The organism is Rhodococcus sp. C-2 (genome assembly GCF_027854095.1).
Taxonomy (GTDB): domain Bacteria; phylum Actinomycetota; class Actinomycetes; order Mycobacteriales; family Mycobacteriaceae; genus Rhodococcus_F; species Rhodococcus_F qingshengii.
On the sequence record NZ_JAQGFI010000001.1, the window covers coordinates 77,870 to 93,618 of the forward strand.

Consider the following 15,749-nt stretch of genomic DNA (forward strand, 5'->3'; position numbering starts at 1 on the left):
TTAATAAAGGCGCACAGCAGTTTCTAGGCGTAGTCCAACGCACCTTCGGCTGGTGTCGGTACCCGGCGCCGTAGCGGCGAGCCCAATGCCCTCGCCAGATCCGTTCCGTCGTGCTCGGCGAGCAGCTCACCGTTCGACCAGACCAGCAGCGCGGCGCTGACAGCCTGTTCGGCCGTGGAGTGCGCGAGGTCGTAGTGCGCACACCCGGGGACGTCTGCGTATGTGATCCACAGGTCGTAGCCGGTCATGAAGAGGTCCAGGTCGAACTGAACGCTCAAGCCGAGAAGCTCGCTGCGACCGTTGTCGTCGACACCGGCGAAAGCCTCGTCGAGTGCCAGCAGACGCGGGGCGTGCGGGTCGGCCGAGTCCAACATGACGTGCGCCGCCGCGAAGAGCGGAAGGTGCAGCGAGACGGACTGCTCGCCACCGGACAGCGCGCTGTGCCGCGCGACGGTAAGACGGTCTTCCTTGCCCTCACCGCTGATGAGGGTGAACGAGAACACGCGCCATTGACGGTAGTCGAGCGCCGAGGACAGAATCTCCGGGTACGAGCGTTCGGGGTGCGCCGCGCGGGCGGTACGGATCTGCGTCGCGAAATGTGCTCGCAGAGTTGCCAGTTCATCGACGCCGAGGGCCGACGCGTCTCGATCCAGCAGCTTGGAGATCGCCCGCGAGCTGTCGTCGAGGTTGTCGGCGAGCACCCAGTGAACGCCGATGGTATTGCCTGAGGACATCCGACGCTCACGCATCTCGGTGCCCATCTGTGCGATCAACTCGCGTGCGTCGACCGTGCGCTCGTGGATCTGCTGAGCCAATCCCGTCAACAGGGCATCTTCGAGAATGCGACGCTCGGATTCGGTGAGCAACTGCTCCTGATCGCCGCGAGCGTCGTGGATCCGCGTTGCGAACTCGCCGATCGACGAATAGCCCTGATCGTCCTGGACTCGTACGACGGTCAGCCCATCCGGTGCATCCCACTGCAGACGGTAGTCCTGTCCGGCTGCTGCGAGTTGCGCGTCGAAGTCCTGCAGCGCCGAGGTCAGTGCCGTGCGGGTTGCCTTTCGGGCGCCGTCGGTGACTCGGACTGCCGAGGTCGCAGCCTCGAGCGCTCGGTACAACTTGTCGACGTCTTCGGGGAGGACAGGCGGGTGGGCCGCGTCCTCGCTGCGATCTTCGTTCTGGATGCGGTAGACCAACTGATCGGGGCTCATCCACGCCGCTGAACTGGCCGGCCAGCTCAGGTGATCCTTGACGCCCAACAACTCGAGAAGGTCCGGGCGCGCGTAGGGTGCGAGTCGCTCTGCATCACTGCGGGTTTCGGTCAGGGTGTGACGCAAGGTCTCCACGGCGGTGTTGTACGCACCCTCCGCCGTGCCGATCTGGAGGACGGCGGCGTCGTATGCCTTTCGCGCCGCACGCTGTTCGACCTTGCATTCTTCGATCTTCGCGCGGGCTTTTGCCAGGTCCAGGTCGATCTGCTCGGCGCTGGCACCGAGGGTGTCGCGCAGCGTCTCGAGACGCTGCACCTGCTGGAGCAGACTCTCCTCGGCGATGGCGGCTTCCTCGGCGAATTCCTCCGCATTGGCGCGTGATTCGTCGAGACGGTCGCGAGACTCGCGTTCGAGTTCGACTTCCTTGGCATGCTCCCGTCGGCAGCGCAGCGCCAGTTCGCCCTGCTTCTCGAAATGACGGATCGCCGCCGCGAGGGAATCGAGTTCACGGCCGATATGCGGCGTCCGGTGCTGCGACGCCGTCGCTCGGAGTTGCTTTTCCTTCGCCGCGAGATCAGCGATCGCCGCATCGAGTTCGCGTTGTGCCGTTTCCGTGGCCTCCGAGCGAGTACGGAGTGCGCCGGCAGATTCGGTGACCGTCTTGAGTGCGCGCAGGATCGAACCTGTCTTCGGCAATTCCTTTGCCGCAGAGTTGATCCGGCTCAGTTGCTCGTTGGTCTGCGCCACCAGTGCCTTGGCCGTATCGACTGCCGCGGCAAGTTCTTCCAGAGCCGCATCGATCTCGGTGATCCGAGCCTCGCGTCGACGCGCCCGTGCTGTGGTGCCGATGTACTCGGCATCGGCCTTGACGTGCCGGCCACGCGCGACGCCCTGCCAGAAGCGGCCGTCGACGCCGATCGCGACGCTTGCATCGGAGTCGCCTGGCGCCTCGACGAGACTGATCGACGCGAGAATGTCCTGTACCCGAGCGTCGGGTACGTCGGCATTGCCTTCGACCTCGAGGACGTCGGCCAGCGTTCGTCCCTTCGGACGCTGCTTGACGGGCAGAGCCGTCAGGAACTGCTCGCTGACGTGCTCGGGAATCTTCTCGTCCGGGCAGACCCAGCCGTCGAGCAGATTTGCCGCCTGGAGTGCGGATTCGATTCCCGTGGCCACCTCTGGTTCGACGGAATCGGCGAAGCGCACCAACTGCCACAGCGGTGCACCACCCAGTTCACTGCGGTTGTCGGAGCGTGCGTGGAAGGCAGGCGGAGCGTCGTCGTGTTCCGCCGAGACGGCCTTGCGCTCGGATTTGAGAGCCGCGATGGAGGCGTGTGATGCAGATATTTCAGCTTCGGCCTCACGTCGACGCTCGCGCAGCGTCTCGGTGCCGGCCACGGTGTGCTCGGCGAGAACTGCGGACAGCGCCGGAGCGTCTTCGTCGCCGACCTCGGCGAGCGCCGCGTCGAGAGCTTCGAACAGCGACGTGTCGGCGCCGACAGCCGAAAACAGGGAGGAGTGATCGGTCCACCACGCGCGCAGCCCGCTGGCGCACTGACTGCGTGCGAGTTCCACGGCAGCTTCGCCCTCGAGTACCGCGGCCTTGGACGCTTCGAGCAGCTCTTGTCCACGGCGAGAGCTGTTTTCGGCCCGGGTTCGTTCGGTCGCCGCCTTCTCGACGGTCGCCAGTGCGGTGCGGACGACGCGTACGTCACCGTCACGCTCCTCGGCATGGCCACGGACGGCTGCCGTGATCTGGTCACTGCGTGAGCCGTCGGGCAGGGGAGTCCAGACGATGCCGGCGTCCTCGGCTGCTGCCTGAAGTTCGTCCTCGGCGCGCGAGAGTGCTTCGGCCGCACGCTTGACCGACGATGCAGCCTTGTCGGCTTCGTCGCCGCGTTGAGCGAGTGCGGCCTGCGCTTTCCGGGACTTGTCTGCCTGCTGCTCGGTCGAGAGCTTGAGCGTCGCGACGGCCTGGGCGAGGTCGTCGAGTTGCTGTTTGCCTTCGTACGCGCTCGAGCGTTGCAGTGCTTCGACATTGGCGCGCGCGTTCTCGAGTGCCTGCTCGGCCTGGTTGAAGCGCTCCTCGGCTGCTGCCCGCGCCTCACGGCTGCGGGTCTGGGCGAGCGACGACTCGTCCATGGCGGCAACACCTCTGGTGACCGCTGCGAGGCGGGTGCTGACCTGTTCGATCTCTCCGCGAGACTGCTGACGCAGGTACTTGGTGTAGACCCCGATGAAACTCTGGGCTGCCTGATCGGCGGCCGCGAGCCCCTCGAGCGCGCGGCCGACTTCCTCCATGTCGCTGAACGAACGCGCAGCTTCGAGGACCAACTGATCGTCGAGTGGACGGAGACCGTCGGTGAGTGCCTGCGAAAGGCCCTTCGGGTCGAGGTTCTTCGCGAGCTGGGGGCGGCGAAGCGTGAGAATGAGATTGATCAGCTGGTCGTAGCGCTGCACACCGAGACCGAACATTCGCGCGTCGATGGCTGTGCGGTAGTCGAGGGGACGGTCGGTGATGGAATCGCTGCCGAGTTGTTCGGCCAACTGCTTCTTGGTGAGAGGACGATCGTCGTTGCCGATCAGCGAGAAGTCGACTCCGACGCGGCCGTCGGCGACGAAGTACCAGCGGGTGACCTTGTCGTTGGTGCGTGTTGCGCGCATGCCGATGCCCACGGTCACCGACTCGGGATCTTCGAGGGAGCCGCGGCAGAACTCCATCCACACGTAGGAGTGCGCGCTGTCCTGACCCCGGTAGAGCAGGTTGGACTTCATCGTGCGCTCTTCACCGGCGAACGGGTTGAGGCGCCGCGGTTCGATGCGGCCGTCGAAGACGAACGGGAACAGGACCTCGAGGGCCTTGGTCTTGCCGGATCCGTTGGGTCCCCGCAGAACCAGTCGACCGTCGGCGAACGAGAACTCTTGGTCTCGGTAATCCCAGAGGTTGATGATTCCAGCCCGAGTAGGTCGGAAGCGGGCGTTGCTCATACGTTCTCTACCTCTGATAGTTCGCCGTTGGGGGAAGGTTCGGGGCCGAATTCGTCGACCGGATCCGGTGCGGAGTTGTCCACCGCGAAGTCGATCTGAGGATCGCGTTCGCGCACGGAGACCACGACGTCGCGGTACCGGGCAAGGACGGGCAACACCAGTACGCCGCCGTCGACCGCATGCGTCAGGCGCAGACGTTGCAGCAACCCGAGCGCCTGCTTGCGCAGCCCGTTGTGATCGGCCTGCCACTGCGCCGCGAAAGTTCGCCCGAACTGGTCCACCAACTCGGTGACCTTGTCAGCGAGCCAGTCGTCGTCGATTTTCGGGTACGTGACGGGTGGGGGTGGCTCGGCCGGTTCGCCGGCGGGCAGCACGAAGTCGTCGTCCTCGTCGGCGAGGTCCTCGAAGATCCCGGCCTCGGGGATGGCGGCATCGAGTTGTTCGATCAGGTGATCGTCCGACACGTGCGGGATCGGAAGTATCGGCAGTTCGGGAGCGTCGACGTCGAGTACGCGGTCGGCAATCTCGCCGGCCAGGAGAAGTGCCACCTGAGCGATCGTTCCGGTGCTCGGGAAGCGGACGTCGGAGAGTCGGCCGGTGGGATCGATCATCGCGATTCCCTCGGCGCGACGCTCGGCCACCAACCCCGTCAGTAGTTCGACTTCCGACGCGGTCTTGGGCTGCGCCAACGCGATCAATTCGTGCTGATCGAGTTCACCGGCCAGTACGACCGGGCGCTCGACGAGTGCCCGACGTACTCGGCGTCCGATCTCTTTCGCGTCCACGGGAATTCCGTCGTCCTCGGAGGCGCTCGAGGTCTCGGCGGCCAGGAGTCCGCGGATGGAGTGAAGGTGCTGCAGGGCGCGCGGTGGACGGAACAGCGCTACGACGACGGAACGATCGATGTCGTAGAGCGCTTCTCCCGCTTCGGGATTGGACGCCCAGCCGTTTGCGTCACCGTCGGCGAGGGCGATGGCGCCTCTGACTCCGAGCCAGCCCACTGCGTCGACGAAGGCGTCGCGGTCGGACGCACGATCGGTGGAGAGTTCGACGCCGTCGACCTGCGCGGCGTCGGCCGCCACGTGATCGGCCAACTCTGACAACGTGATCTGGTTTCCGGCGCGGCCCAATGCGGCCAGGCACAACGCCAGGTACGCGTAGCGCGTGCGATCGAAGGTTCGCTCGGAGGCAGTTCTGGCCGGTGCCGACGGGTTGAGCCGATCCGACACCGTGAACAGGCGCGCGGTGGTCTCCGTCACCTCGAGGCGGTAGCCGAACAGTTCGAGAAGGTCGTCACGCAGTTCGGTGGCCCAACGGCGCAAGAGCGGCAACGCAATTCGATCCGGGTACGTCGAGGTGATCAGGTGGTTGGACAGGATCACTCGCGCCGCGCGTTGATACGAGTCGAGGGCAAGGGGCGTGATCTCGCGAGCTCTCATCGAACACTGACCTCGATGCCGTCGAGATGCATTCGTCCGCGAGCAGTCTTGATGGTGGTCGAACCGTCCGAGGGACTGAGTGTCAGCTTCACCCCGTTCTCGCTACCGGTGGAGCTCTTGACGCGTCCCACCACCGGAACGCGCGCGGTCAGTGCTGCATTGAGCAGACTCAGCAAAACTTCGGTCTCCTGCTCGTTGAGTTCGCGCTGATAAACACCGTTCGACGCGAGTGATTGCGCCGCGGCGCTGCGCGTACGTTGCGCCGCCAATTGCTCTTCGCGCAGACGGCGGATGCTGCCGTCGTTGCGGGCGACCTTGCTCGGCAATCCTGGTGAGGGCGGGCGGCCGGTTTCGGCGAGTGTTCGCGCGATCTCGACCGGCGGTGCCTCCCACCACGAGCGTGAGTGAGAAATGATGTCGGCGTCCGGATGCACCATCGAGAGGTGGCGTGGACGGCCGAGGTCGAACACTGCCTGGAACAGAGCATGAGCTGCGTCTTCGGACGGCGTGGCGGCGAACCAGCCGGCGAGGTGCCGGAGCTGGCTCTCACGGCTGACGCCGCCGCGACGGGTTTCCGTGACGCGGCGAAGGAGCGCCAGAACCGCGGCGATCGCGCTCATCGTGCCCTCACGTAGACGCTCGGACTCGCTGATCCCCGATTCCGCGGAGACGAACCAGGCGGTCAATCCTCGCCAACGCGCAGCCCAGTCGTCCTCGCGTTCGGAGATCGGGACGAACACCCGTTCGTCACTGGCGGCGGCGAGGCGGATCATGCGATCGACCCCGGTGGATTCGACGTGCTCGATCGCTTCCTTGAGCTTGGGGGCGTAGCGCGCCAGATCGGAGCTGAACTCCCGCATGTGCGTGAGCAGAGCGTCCTTGTGCGTGAGGAAAGCCTGCGGAGTGATCTCCGTGGTCCGTACGAGGTCCCCGAGGGTCAGATAGAAGTGCGCGGCTCGATCAGCCATGTCGGAGAGTGTCGAGTCGAGGCGCTTGAGCTTGCGGAAGATCAGATCGCCGTCGGAGCTTCGGTTGGCCTCGGCGAGTTCGGACATGTCTGCGAGCAGGTCCGGCAGAGCGAGACGCGAGAGCGACGCCGAGTCCAGGCGTGCGGCGAGAACGTCTTCGACTGATCGATAGACCTGGTATCCGGCCTGACCGAACTGGTAGACGAAGTGGCGATTGCGGTACTCGGCCAGCGTGGCCGCGCGGGTGCCGTCGTAGCTGCGCTCGAGGATCTCCCACACGTGGAGCTGATCCAACAGGGGAGTGACCTCTGCTGCCGACAGATCGGCCGCCGGATCCGATCCACCGATCTTCTCGAGGATGTGCGCGACGGCTCCGGCATGCAGCAGGACGGTGTAGTTGGCGCGAGCATGGTCGAAGGCACGAAGTACCCAGAGGTACTCGGCCCGTTTTTCCGCGATCGTGAACGAAAACAGCTTCAGTCGATTGGTGTCGGCGTACGCGGCGTAATCGGGCGCACTCGTTTCTTCCACCATGACAGGGTAGGCGAGAGACGCCCCCTCTTTTTCCTACGGGCGATCCGTAGCAGGGGATGCGGCGCGTCGCCACTGCGATTCGTTCTCGATCATCCATGTGAGCAGGTGCTCGGCCGCCGCCTCGTCGGAGTCCGGGCCGACCAGCAGATCGGCGAACGCTTGGCTGGGGGCGACGATGCGGATGCCGTCGCGGGTGAGCAATCGGTCGAAGGCAGACGGTGAGAGGGGAGCGGTGATCCACACGTCACCGCCGGATTCCACCCGCCGTAGTCCGAGAGCGTCGGCGAACTGATCGACGTTGTCGGCATGGAAGTGGGCACGTCGAGTGGGCGCGTACCGAGCAAAGGGTGCCGCGGCCACCGAGGCGGTACCGGCGTAGATGTGACCGCTGAGCTGACGCAGTTGATCGAAGAGTGCTTCCAACCCGTCCGGCGCGTGAAAGCCGTGAGGCGTCGGCGCTTTGGCGCCGGCTTCGGCCGCCCATTCACGAAGCATCTTCGGCCAGCGGACGTCACCGATCCCACCGCGGGGGAGCCTGGTCACCAGTTCACGATCCGACAGTGTCTGAACCACCCGATAGGTTGCTCCCGTCGACGCACCGGCCAGGCGCACCAAGGCAGTGATCGCCAGTGGCGCCGCGAAATCGGCAAGCGCACGCACGACGCGAGCTGACGGATCGCCCGTCAGCTGTCCGGAAGGACGACCAGGCCCCCGCCACGGATCGGCGTCGGCTCCGCGTCCACGCACCCAGACGGCGGGTCGATCAGCGGTCAACGACACGTTGCCCGTGGCGTCTGCGTACGAGATCGCGTGGGAATCGAGCTGCCGGCGAACCGGCTCGGACAGATATTTTGCGCACACGAAGCCCGATTGACCGGTGGGGAAGCGATCGGCGATACCGGGAACGTCGCTGCTCAGGACACCGTGAGCGGCGTACACGCCGAATTTGGCCACCGAGCCGTCAGGGGAGCGGAGGTCGAGTCGGAGTGGCGCCTCGGACAGGTCGGGGGAGCGCTGCGTCGACAAAGACCAGGTAGGAGGCAAATTTTCTTCGATGACGGCAACCGATCGCCGAAAAATGTCGATCGGCCGTTCCGGTTCCGACTCAGATTCGCTCATGTTCCAATGGTATCAATATCTGTCGACGACGGAAACACGAGATTTTCCGAATAAGGTTCGCCCTGACAGCCTCGCGACAACGGTGGTCGCTTTCGCCGAGAAACTCACTACCTACACAACTTCAAATTCGAAATTGCCGAGATCGATCAGCGTTGCTTCGGCATGATCAGGGGAGCGACGACGGCGAGCAGTAGTGCGGGGATCAGGAAGCTCGCGGCAGGCGAAGAGTCGTAAATCGGTGTCAGGGCCAGGGGAGCAAGAGCGGCGCCGCCGAAGCGCATCGCTTGGACGACGGACACGGCGCCGCCACGGTTCGGCCCCGCGGATCCGAGGACCGCCGCGTTGACGCCGACCAGCACGAACTGGCTCGCGACGCCTGCGACAAACCATGCGATCGCGATCACCGGCACCAAGCCGGCAAGGCCGACTACGGAGACCAGAACTGCTCCGCCCAGGGCGCCGATCATCACGGAGGAGCGTGCGCCGATGCGATCGATGAGGATTCCGATGCGCCGGGCCGAGAGGATGCCGGCCACGCCGAAGACGGTGAGCAGTAGGCCGCGGACGGTGGGGGACAGCCCGAACTCGTCTTCGAAGCGGAAGGCGAGCAGGAAGCTCAGTCCACCGAGGGCGCCCCAGCCGAGCAATGCAGCGATACCGATGCGGAGCACTTCGGGGCGTAATGCATCGCGGAGACGGGCGGGAGCGGTCGCTGCCGGTGCTTCGGACTTCGGAAGTCCGACGGCTCCCAGAATGCCCGCGACCACTGCGATGACGAGAAAGGCCAGACGCCAGTCGAATTCGGCCGCCAGTCCGCCGATCAACGGAGCCGACGACTGCCCTGCGGCCTGGAAAGCGCCGAAGGCTCCGAGGGCTCGACCCAGCCGTGCCTGCGGTGTTGCGGCCGCCAACGAGGCAAGCAGTAGCGGCGTGGTGAATGCGTTCGCAGAGCCCTGCAGTACCCGGGCGGCAAGGAAGATCTCGAGTGTCGGGGCGAGGAAGCATGCCAACGACGCGAGGACGTAGACGCCGTAAGCGATGCGCACCGTCCGAACCTTGCCCCACCGCGTCCCGAGTGTCCCCGACACCAACATCAGAGCGGCGAAGGGGAGCAGGTACGCGGTGAGGGAAGAGGCGGCCGCCGACGGACCGACCCCTAGATCGTCACCGATCTCGGGAAGGATCGAAGCAACCACGCCGCCGCCGAACGGGCCGAGGAACCCGCCGGCGTACAGCGCGATCAGCTGAAGCCGGAGGCGCAGTGGGCGCTGTGTACTTCCGCCTTCTTCTGGAGTGTTCTTGCTCACAGTCCGAAGCTGCCGGGGCCTCGCCGTCTGAGGTAGCGCTCGAATTCCGCGGCGATGGCATCGCCGTCGATCTTGGAGATTGCTTCGCTGATGTCGGTTTCGGCGTCTCCCCGTTCTTCCAGGGTGCGCACGTATTCGCCGATTTCCTCATCGTCTGCGGTCATTTCGTTGACCGCTTCCTCCCAATCCTCCGACTGAGCCGGGAGCTCCCCGAGTGGGACCTCGATGTCGAGAACATCCTCGACTCGTTGAAGGAGGGCCACTGTGGCCTTCGGGTTGGGTGGCTGCGAGACGTAGTGCGGAACCGCCGCCCAGAACGAAATAGCGGGTACACCAGCACGAACGCACTCGTCCTGAAGAACCCCGGTGATGCCCGTCGGGCCTTCGTACCGCGTCTGTTCCAGGTTGAATCGGGCGGCGGATTCACTGCTGTAGGCCGTGCCCGTCACCGGGACCGGTCGGGTGTGCGGAGTATCGGCGAGCAGGGCGCCGAGGATGACGACCGTCTTGACGTTCAGCTGGTCGATCAGCTCGAGCAGATCCTCGCAGAAACTGCGCCACCGCATGTTGGGCTCGATCCCGCGAAGCAGGACGATGTCACTCTCGCTGCCAGGAGGCGAACAGACCGACAAACGTGTTGCCGGCCAAACGATTTCGCGAGTGACACCGTCGACCTGCCGGACTGTGGGGCGGTTGACCTGATAGTCGTAGTAGTCCTCTGAATCGAGTTCGGCGAGCGGCTGGGCATCCCAGATCAGCTCGAGATGTTCGACCGCACCGCTGGCTGCGTCACCGGCGTCGTTCCAGCCCTCGAAAGCTGCAACGAGGATGGGATCACGTAGGACAGGGATGTCGCCCTCGAGGCGGTCGCTGCTGTCGACGGCAAAGCCGTCAGGGCTCTCGAAGGCCGCGGAATCATCGAAATCGACCGGGCCGTCGGGAGTGACGGGGAACTCACTTGGACTCACCCACCCAGCCTACGGCCAGAGCTTGTCGGTGCGCCCACTACTCTGGACGGCATGTCTGCCCCATTTAACTCTGCCCTGCTTGATGCGCTGAAACAGCGCGTTGTCATCGGCGACGGAGCGATGGGCACCATGTTGCAGGCCGCGGACCTCACCCTGGACGACTTCCTCGGCCTCGAGGGGTGCAATGAGATCCTCAACGACACCCGTCCCGACGTGCTCAAAGACATCCACCGTGCGTACTTCGCCGCTGGTGCCGATGCCGTCGAGACCAACACCTTCGGTTGCAACCTGCCCAACCTCGCCGACTACGACATCTCTCACCGGATCCGCGAACTCGCGGAAAAAGGCACTGCTCTCGCCCGTGAAGTAGCGGACGAGATGGGACCAGGCCGCGACGGCATGGCCCGATTCGTACTCGGCTCGATGGGACCGGGAACCAAGCTCCCCAGCCTGGGACACGCACCGTACGCAGTCCTGCGTGACGCGTACACCGAAGCTGCGCTCGGCATGATCGACGGTGGCGCCGACGCCATCCTCGTCGAAACCTGCCAGGACCTGCTTCAGGTGAAAGCTGCAATCCTCGGCAGCCAGCGTGCGATGGAGCAACTCGGACTGCGGTTGCCGATCATCACTCACGTGACGGTCGAGACAACCGGAACGATGCTCCTCGGCAGTGAGATCGGTGCGGCGCTGACGGCACTCGAGCCACTCGGTATCGACATGATCGGTCTGAACTGCGCCACCGGGCCGGCCGAGATGAGTGAACATCTCCGTCATCTGTCCAAGTACTCCACGCTGCCGGTGTCGGTCATGCCCAATGCCGGTCTGCCGCAGCTCGGTCCCAAGGGCGCCGAGTATCCGCTGACTGCTGACGAATTGGCCGAAGCCCTCAGTGGTTTCGTCTCCGAGTTCGGACTCGGCCTCGTCGGTGGCTGCTGCGGTACGACGCCCGAGCACATCAGCGCGGTCGCCGACGCGGTCCGCCAGGTCGAGAAGGCCCAGCGCACGCCGATCCACGAGCCGAGCACCTCTTCGCTGTACTCGGCGGTGCCGTTCGAGCAGGACGCCAGCATCCTGATGATCGGCGAACGCACGAACTCCAACGGCTCCAAGGCTTTCCGCGAGGCGATGCTCTCCGCGGACTACCAGAAGTGCCTGGACATCGCCAAGGATCAGACCCGCGACGGCGCACACATGCTCGACCTCAACGTCGACTACGTGGGCCGCGACGGTGCCGCCGACATGTCGGAACTTGCCAGCCGCCTGGCGACGTCCTCGACGCTGCCGATCATGCTCGACTCCACCGAGCCTGCCGTGCTGCAGGCCGGCCTCGAGCACCTCGGTGGCCGCTGCGCCGTCAACTCCGTCAACTACGAAGACGGCGCCGGCCCCGAATCGCGTTTCCACAAGATCATGACTCTGGTCAAGGAGCACGGCGCGGCGGTCGTCGCCCTGACCATCGACGAAGAGGGCCAGGCTCGCACCGCCGAGACGAAGGTTGCCATCGCCAAGCGTCTGATCGAGGACATCAAGGGAAACTGGGGACTCGCCGAGTCCGACATCATCGTCGACGCCTTGACCTTCCCCATCTCGACCGGTCAGGAAGAGGTACGACGCGACGGCATCGAGACCATCGAAGCGATCCGTCAGCTCAAGGCTGTGTACCCGGAACTCCACTTCACCCTGGGTATCTCGAACATCTCGTTCGGTTTGAACCCGGCAGCTCGTCAGGTCCTCAACTCGGTGTTCCTGCACGAGTGCACCGAGGCAGGTCTGGACACGGCGATTGTTCACGCGTCCAAGATTCTGCCGATGGCCCGAATTCCGGACGAGCAGCGTGAAACTGCACTCGACCTCGTCTACGACCGTCGTAGCGAGGGGTACGACCCGCTGCAGAAGCTGATGGCTCTGTTCGAGGGCGTTTCGGCAGCGTCGGCGCGTGAGTCTCGTGCGCAGGAACTGGCGGGACTTCCGTTGTTCGACCGGCTCGAACGCCGCATCGTCGACGGTGAGCGCAACGGCCTCGACGACGACCTCACCGAGGCGATGACGATCAAGCCTCCGCTGGCCATCATCAACGAGACCTTGCTCTCGGGCATGAAGACCGTCGGCGAGCTGTTCGGCTCCGGACAGATGCAGTTGCCGTTCGTGTTGCAGTCGGCCGAGGTCATGAAGGCTGCCGTGGCATTCCTCGAACCGCACATGGAAGCGAGCGACGAGGACGGCAAGGGTCGCATCGTGATCGCGACCGTCAAGGGCGACGTTCACGACATCGGCAAGAACCTGGTCGACATCATCTTGAGCAACAACGGCTACGAGGTCGTCAACATCGGTATCAAGCAGCCGATCGCGACCATCCTCGACGTCGCATTGGACAAGAAAGCCGACGTGATCGGCATGTCCGGACTGCTCGTGAAGTCCACTGTCGTGATGAAGGAAAACCTCCAGGAACTCAACGCACGCGGAGTTGCCGAGAAGTTCCCGGTTCTGCTCGGTGGTGCGGCGCTCACGCGCTCCTACGTCGAGAACGACTTGCAGGAGGTGTACGAGGGCGACGTCAGCTATGCCCGCGACGCCTTCGAGGGTCTGAACTTGATGGACCAGATCATGACGACCAAGCGTGGTGGCGGCCCGGCGCCGGACAGCCCGGAGGCCATCGCTGCTCGCGAGAAGGCTGCCGAGCGTAAGGCACGTCACGAGCGTTCCAAGCGCATCGCCGAAAAGCGTAAGGCTGCAGCGGTTCCCGTGGTCCTGCCGGAGCGTTCCGATGTCGCAACCGACATCGCGGTGCCGACACCTCCCTTCTGGGGCTCGCGCATCGTCAAGGGAATCTCGCTGTCCGAGTACTCGGGGCTGCTCGACGAGCGCGCTCTTTTCCTCGGCCAGTGGGGCCTTCGCGGTCAGCGCAAGGGCGACGGTCCGACGTACGAGGAACTGGTCGAGTCGGAAGGCCGTCCGCGACTTCGGTACTGGCTCGATCGGCTGACGTCCGAGGGCATCCTCGCGCATGCCGCGGTCGTGTACGGGTACTTCCCGGCGATCTCGGAGGGCGACGACGTCATCGTGCTCACCGAGCCGAAACCGGATGCACCCGAAAGGTTCCGGTTCACCTACCCGCGCCAGCACCGCGACCGCTTCCTGTGCATCGCGGACTTCGTTCGCTCGCGCAAGGACGCCGAGGCCACCGGGCAGGTCGACGTACTCCCGTTCCAGTTGGTGACGATGGGTCAGCCGATCGCGGACTTCGCCAACGAGTTGTTCGCGTCGAACTCGTACCGCGATTACCTCGAGGTTCACGGAATCGGTGTCCAGCTCACGGAGTCTCTGGCCGAGTACTGGCATCGACGCGTCCGTGAAGAGCTAGTGCTTCCCGAGGGTCACACCGTCGCGGAGCAGGATCCCACCGAGGTTGCCGGCTACTTCGATCTCGAGTACCGCGGCGCTCGTTATTCGTTCGGATACGGCGCGTGCCCGGATCTCGAGGATCGAGCCAAGTTGGTTGCGTTGCTCGAACCCGAACGAATCGGCGTCGAATTGTCCGAGGAACTGCAGCTGCATCCTGAGCAGTCCACGGACGCTTTTGTCCTGCACCACCCGGAAGCAAAGTATTTCAATGTCTGAGTTGTTGACCGAAGTATCCGAATCAACGCTCGGTGGTGTCCTGTGGGACATGGACGGCACCCTGCTCGATTCGGAGAAGCTGTGGGACATCGCGCTTCGTGAGCTGTCCCTACGCCTGGGCGGACCGATGACGGAAGCGACACGAGTTGCCGTCATCGGTGCGTCGAGTCCCTTCGCCCTTGCGACGGTGTTCGACGCGCTCGGCCTGGAGAAGCATCCCGATGCCATCGCCGAGGCGAAGGACTGGATGTACACCCGCGTCGGCGATCTGTTCGAGGACGGCGTGACCTGGCGGCCGGGTGCTCGCGACGCACTGTCGACCGTGCGTGACGGTGGTCTGCGTTCTGCACTGGTCACCAACACCGAGCGAGTTCTGGTCGATCGGGCACTCGGCATGCTCGGCCGTGAGTTCTTCGACCATTCGGTGTGTGGCGACGAGGTCCCCAACGGGAAACCGGCAGCGGATCCGTACCTGCGCGGCGCGCATCTGCTCGGACTCGAGCCGGCGCAGTGCCTCGCGATCGAGGACTCGCCGACCGGCACGGCGTCGGCCAGCGCTGCGGGTTGCGCGGTGCTCGTCGTTCCGTGTGAGGTCGACGTCCCCGCCGGCCCTGGACGCGTGTTTCGAGAGTCCCTGTTGGACTTGTCCATTCACGATCTTCACGACGTTCACTCGAGCGCGGCACGTTAGGCTGGATTTGCTGTGGCTATTCCGAAAATTGTTCTCTTCTACCAGTTCACGCCGTTGGCGGACCCGGAAGCGATCAAGCTGTGGCAGCACAGCCTGGCCGAGTCCAACAACCTGACGGGCCGGATCATCGTCTCGCCGCACGGGATCAACGCGACGGTCGGCGGAGACATCGAGGATGTCAAGCGATATGTCCGTGGTACGCGTGGTTACGAACCCTTCCGTACCGCTGACATCAAGTGGTCGGACGGCCTCGGGAACGATTTCCCTCGTCTGAGTGTCAAGGCACGCTCGGAGATCGTGACGTTCGGTGCCCCCGACGAGCTGAAAGTCGACGAGAACGGTGTGGTCGGCGGAGGAGTTCACTTGGTGCCCAAGGAACTACACGAACTCGTCGACACTCGCGGTGACGACGTCGTGTTCTTCGACGGGCGCAATGCCTTCGAAGCCGAGATCGGCCGTTTCCGAGATGCGATAGTTCCGGACGTCGCCACCACTCGGGATTTCGTCAACGAACTCGACAGTGGCAAATACGACCATCTCAAGGGCAAAGCCGTGGTCACGTACTGCACCGGCGGAGTGCGCTGTGAGGTGTTGTCTTCGCTGATGCGCTCACGTGGCTTCGACGAGGTCTATCAGTTGGACGGCGGAATCGTCCGTTACGGCGAGACTTTCGGCGACCGCGGCCTCTGGGACGGTTCCCTGTACGTGTTCGACAAGCGGATGAACATCGAGTTCTCATCCGAAGCCAAGACACTCGGCGTGTGTGTCGATTGTGGTACTCCGACCCCGCGGTACCGCAACCGGATCGACGGCGACGGCCGAACCCTCGAATTGCTCTGCGAGAGTTGTTCACCAGACCTCGAGCAGGACTGAGCTGTGCCCAAGGCTCCGTTGCCGATCCGA

General features: G+C 64.5%; 9 protein-coding genes. 3 read left to right on the forward strand and 6 right to left on the reverse strand.

Annotated elements, in window-relative coordinates:
* Positions 1-23 precede the first annotated feature (23 nt).
* The 6 genes from PCS43_RS00380 to PCS43_RS00405 form a co-directional block, all read right to left on the reverse strand.
* Positions 24-4,199: a TIGR02680 family protein gene (locus PCS43_RS00380; RefSeq protein WP_209908718.1), complete on the reverse strand. Its 4,176-nt coding sequence runs from the start codon at positions 4,197-4,199 to the stop codon at positions 24-26.
* Entirely contained in the window at positions 4,196-5,638 is a 1,443-nt protein-coding gene (locus tag PCS43_RS00385; RefSeq protein WP_063316380.1) for a TIGR02678 family protein, read from the reverse strand. The genes PCS43_RS00380 and PCS43_RS00385 overlap by 4 nt, the downstream gene beginning before the upstream one ends.
* Positions 5,635-7,140 (reverse strand): TIGR02677 family protein, encoded by a 1,506-nt coding sequence (locus tag PCS43_RS00390; RefSeq protein WP_081557900.1) that lies wholly within the window; start codon positions 7,138-7,140, stop codon positions 5,635-5,637. The genes PCS43_RS00385 and PCS43_RS00390 overlap by 4 nt, the downstream gene beginning before the upstream one ends.
* A 33-nt stretch (positions 7,141-7,173) precedes the next feature.
* Positions 7,174-8,259 carry a hypothetical protein gene (locus PCS43_RS00395; RefSeq protein WP_007733759.1) on the reverse strand — a complete coding sequence of 362 codons (1,086 nt, stop codon included), beginning with the start codon at positions 8,257-8,259 and terminating at the stop codon, positions 7,174-7,176.
* Between the two features lie 146 nt (positions 8,260-8,405).
* Positions 8,406-9,566 carry an MFS transporter gene (locus PCS43_RS00400; RefSeq protein ID WP_065455762.1) on the reverse strand — a complete coding sequence of 387 codons (1,161 nt, stop codon included), beginning with the start codon at positions 9,564-9,566 and terminating at the stop codon, positions 8,406-8,408.
* Positions 9,563-10,417 carry a PAC2 family protein gene (locus tag PCS43_RS00405; protein ID WP_223257810.1) on the reverse strand — a complete coding sequence of 285 codons (855 nt, stop codon included), beginning with the start codon at positions 10,415-10,417 and terminating at the stop codon, positions 9,563-9,565. The genes PCS43_RS00400 and PCS43_RS00405 overlap by 4 nt, the downstream gene beginning before the upstream one ends.
* Before the next feature lie 168 nt (positions 10,418-10,585).
* On the opposite strand from PCS43_RS00405, the gene metH reads away from it, so the two are divergent.
* Genes metH through trhO form a run of 3 tightly spaced genes read left to right on the forward strand, consistent with a single transcriptional unit; the run spans position 10,586 to position 15,719 of the window.
* Positions 10,586-14,155: a methionine synthase gene (gene metH, locus PCS43_RS00410; RefSeq protein ID WP_209908715.1), complete on the forward strand. Its 3,570-nt coding sequence runs from the start codon at positions 10,586-10,588 to the stop codon at positions 14,153-14,155.
* A complete protein-coding gene (locus tag PCS43_RS00415) occupies positions 14,148-14,846 on the forward strand; it encodes an HAD family hydrolase (protein WP_007729900.1) in 699 nt (232 codons plus the stop codon). The genes metH and PCS43_RS00415 overlap by 8 nt, the downstream gene beginning before the upstream one ends.
* 12 nt (positions 14,847-14,858) lie before the next feature.
* The gene (gene trhO / locus PCS43_RS00420) at positions 14,859-15,719 is read left to right on the forward strand and encodes an oxygen-dependent tRNA uridine(34) hydroxylase TrhO (RefSeq protein ID WP_042450983.1); all 861 of its coding nucleotides are present in this window, start codon (positions 14,859-14,861) and stop codon (positions 15,717-15,719) included.
* Positions 15,720-15,749 lie beyond the last annotated feature (30 nt).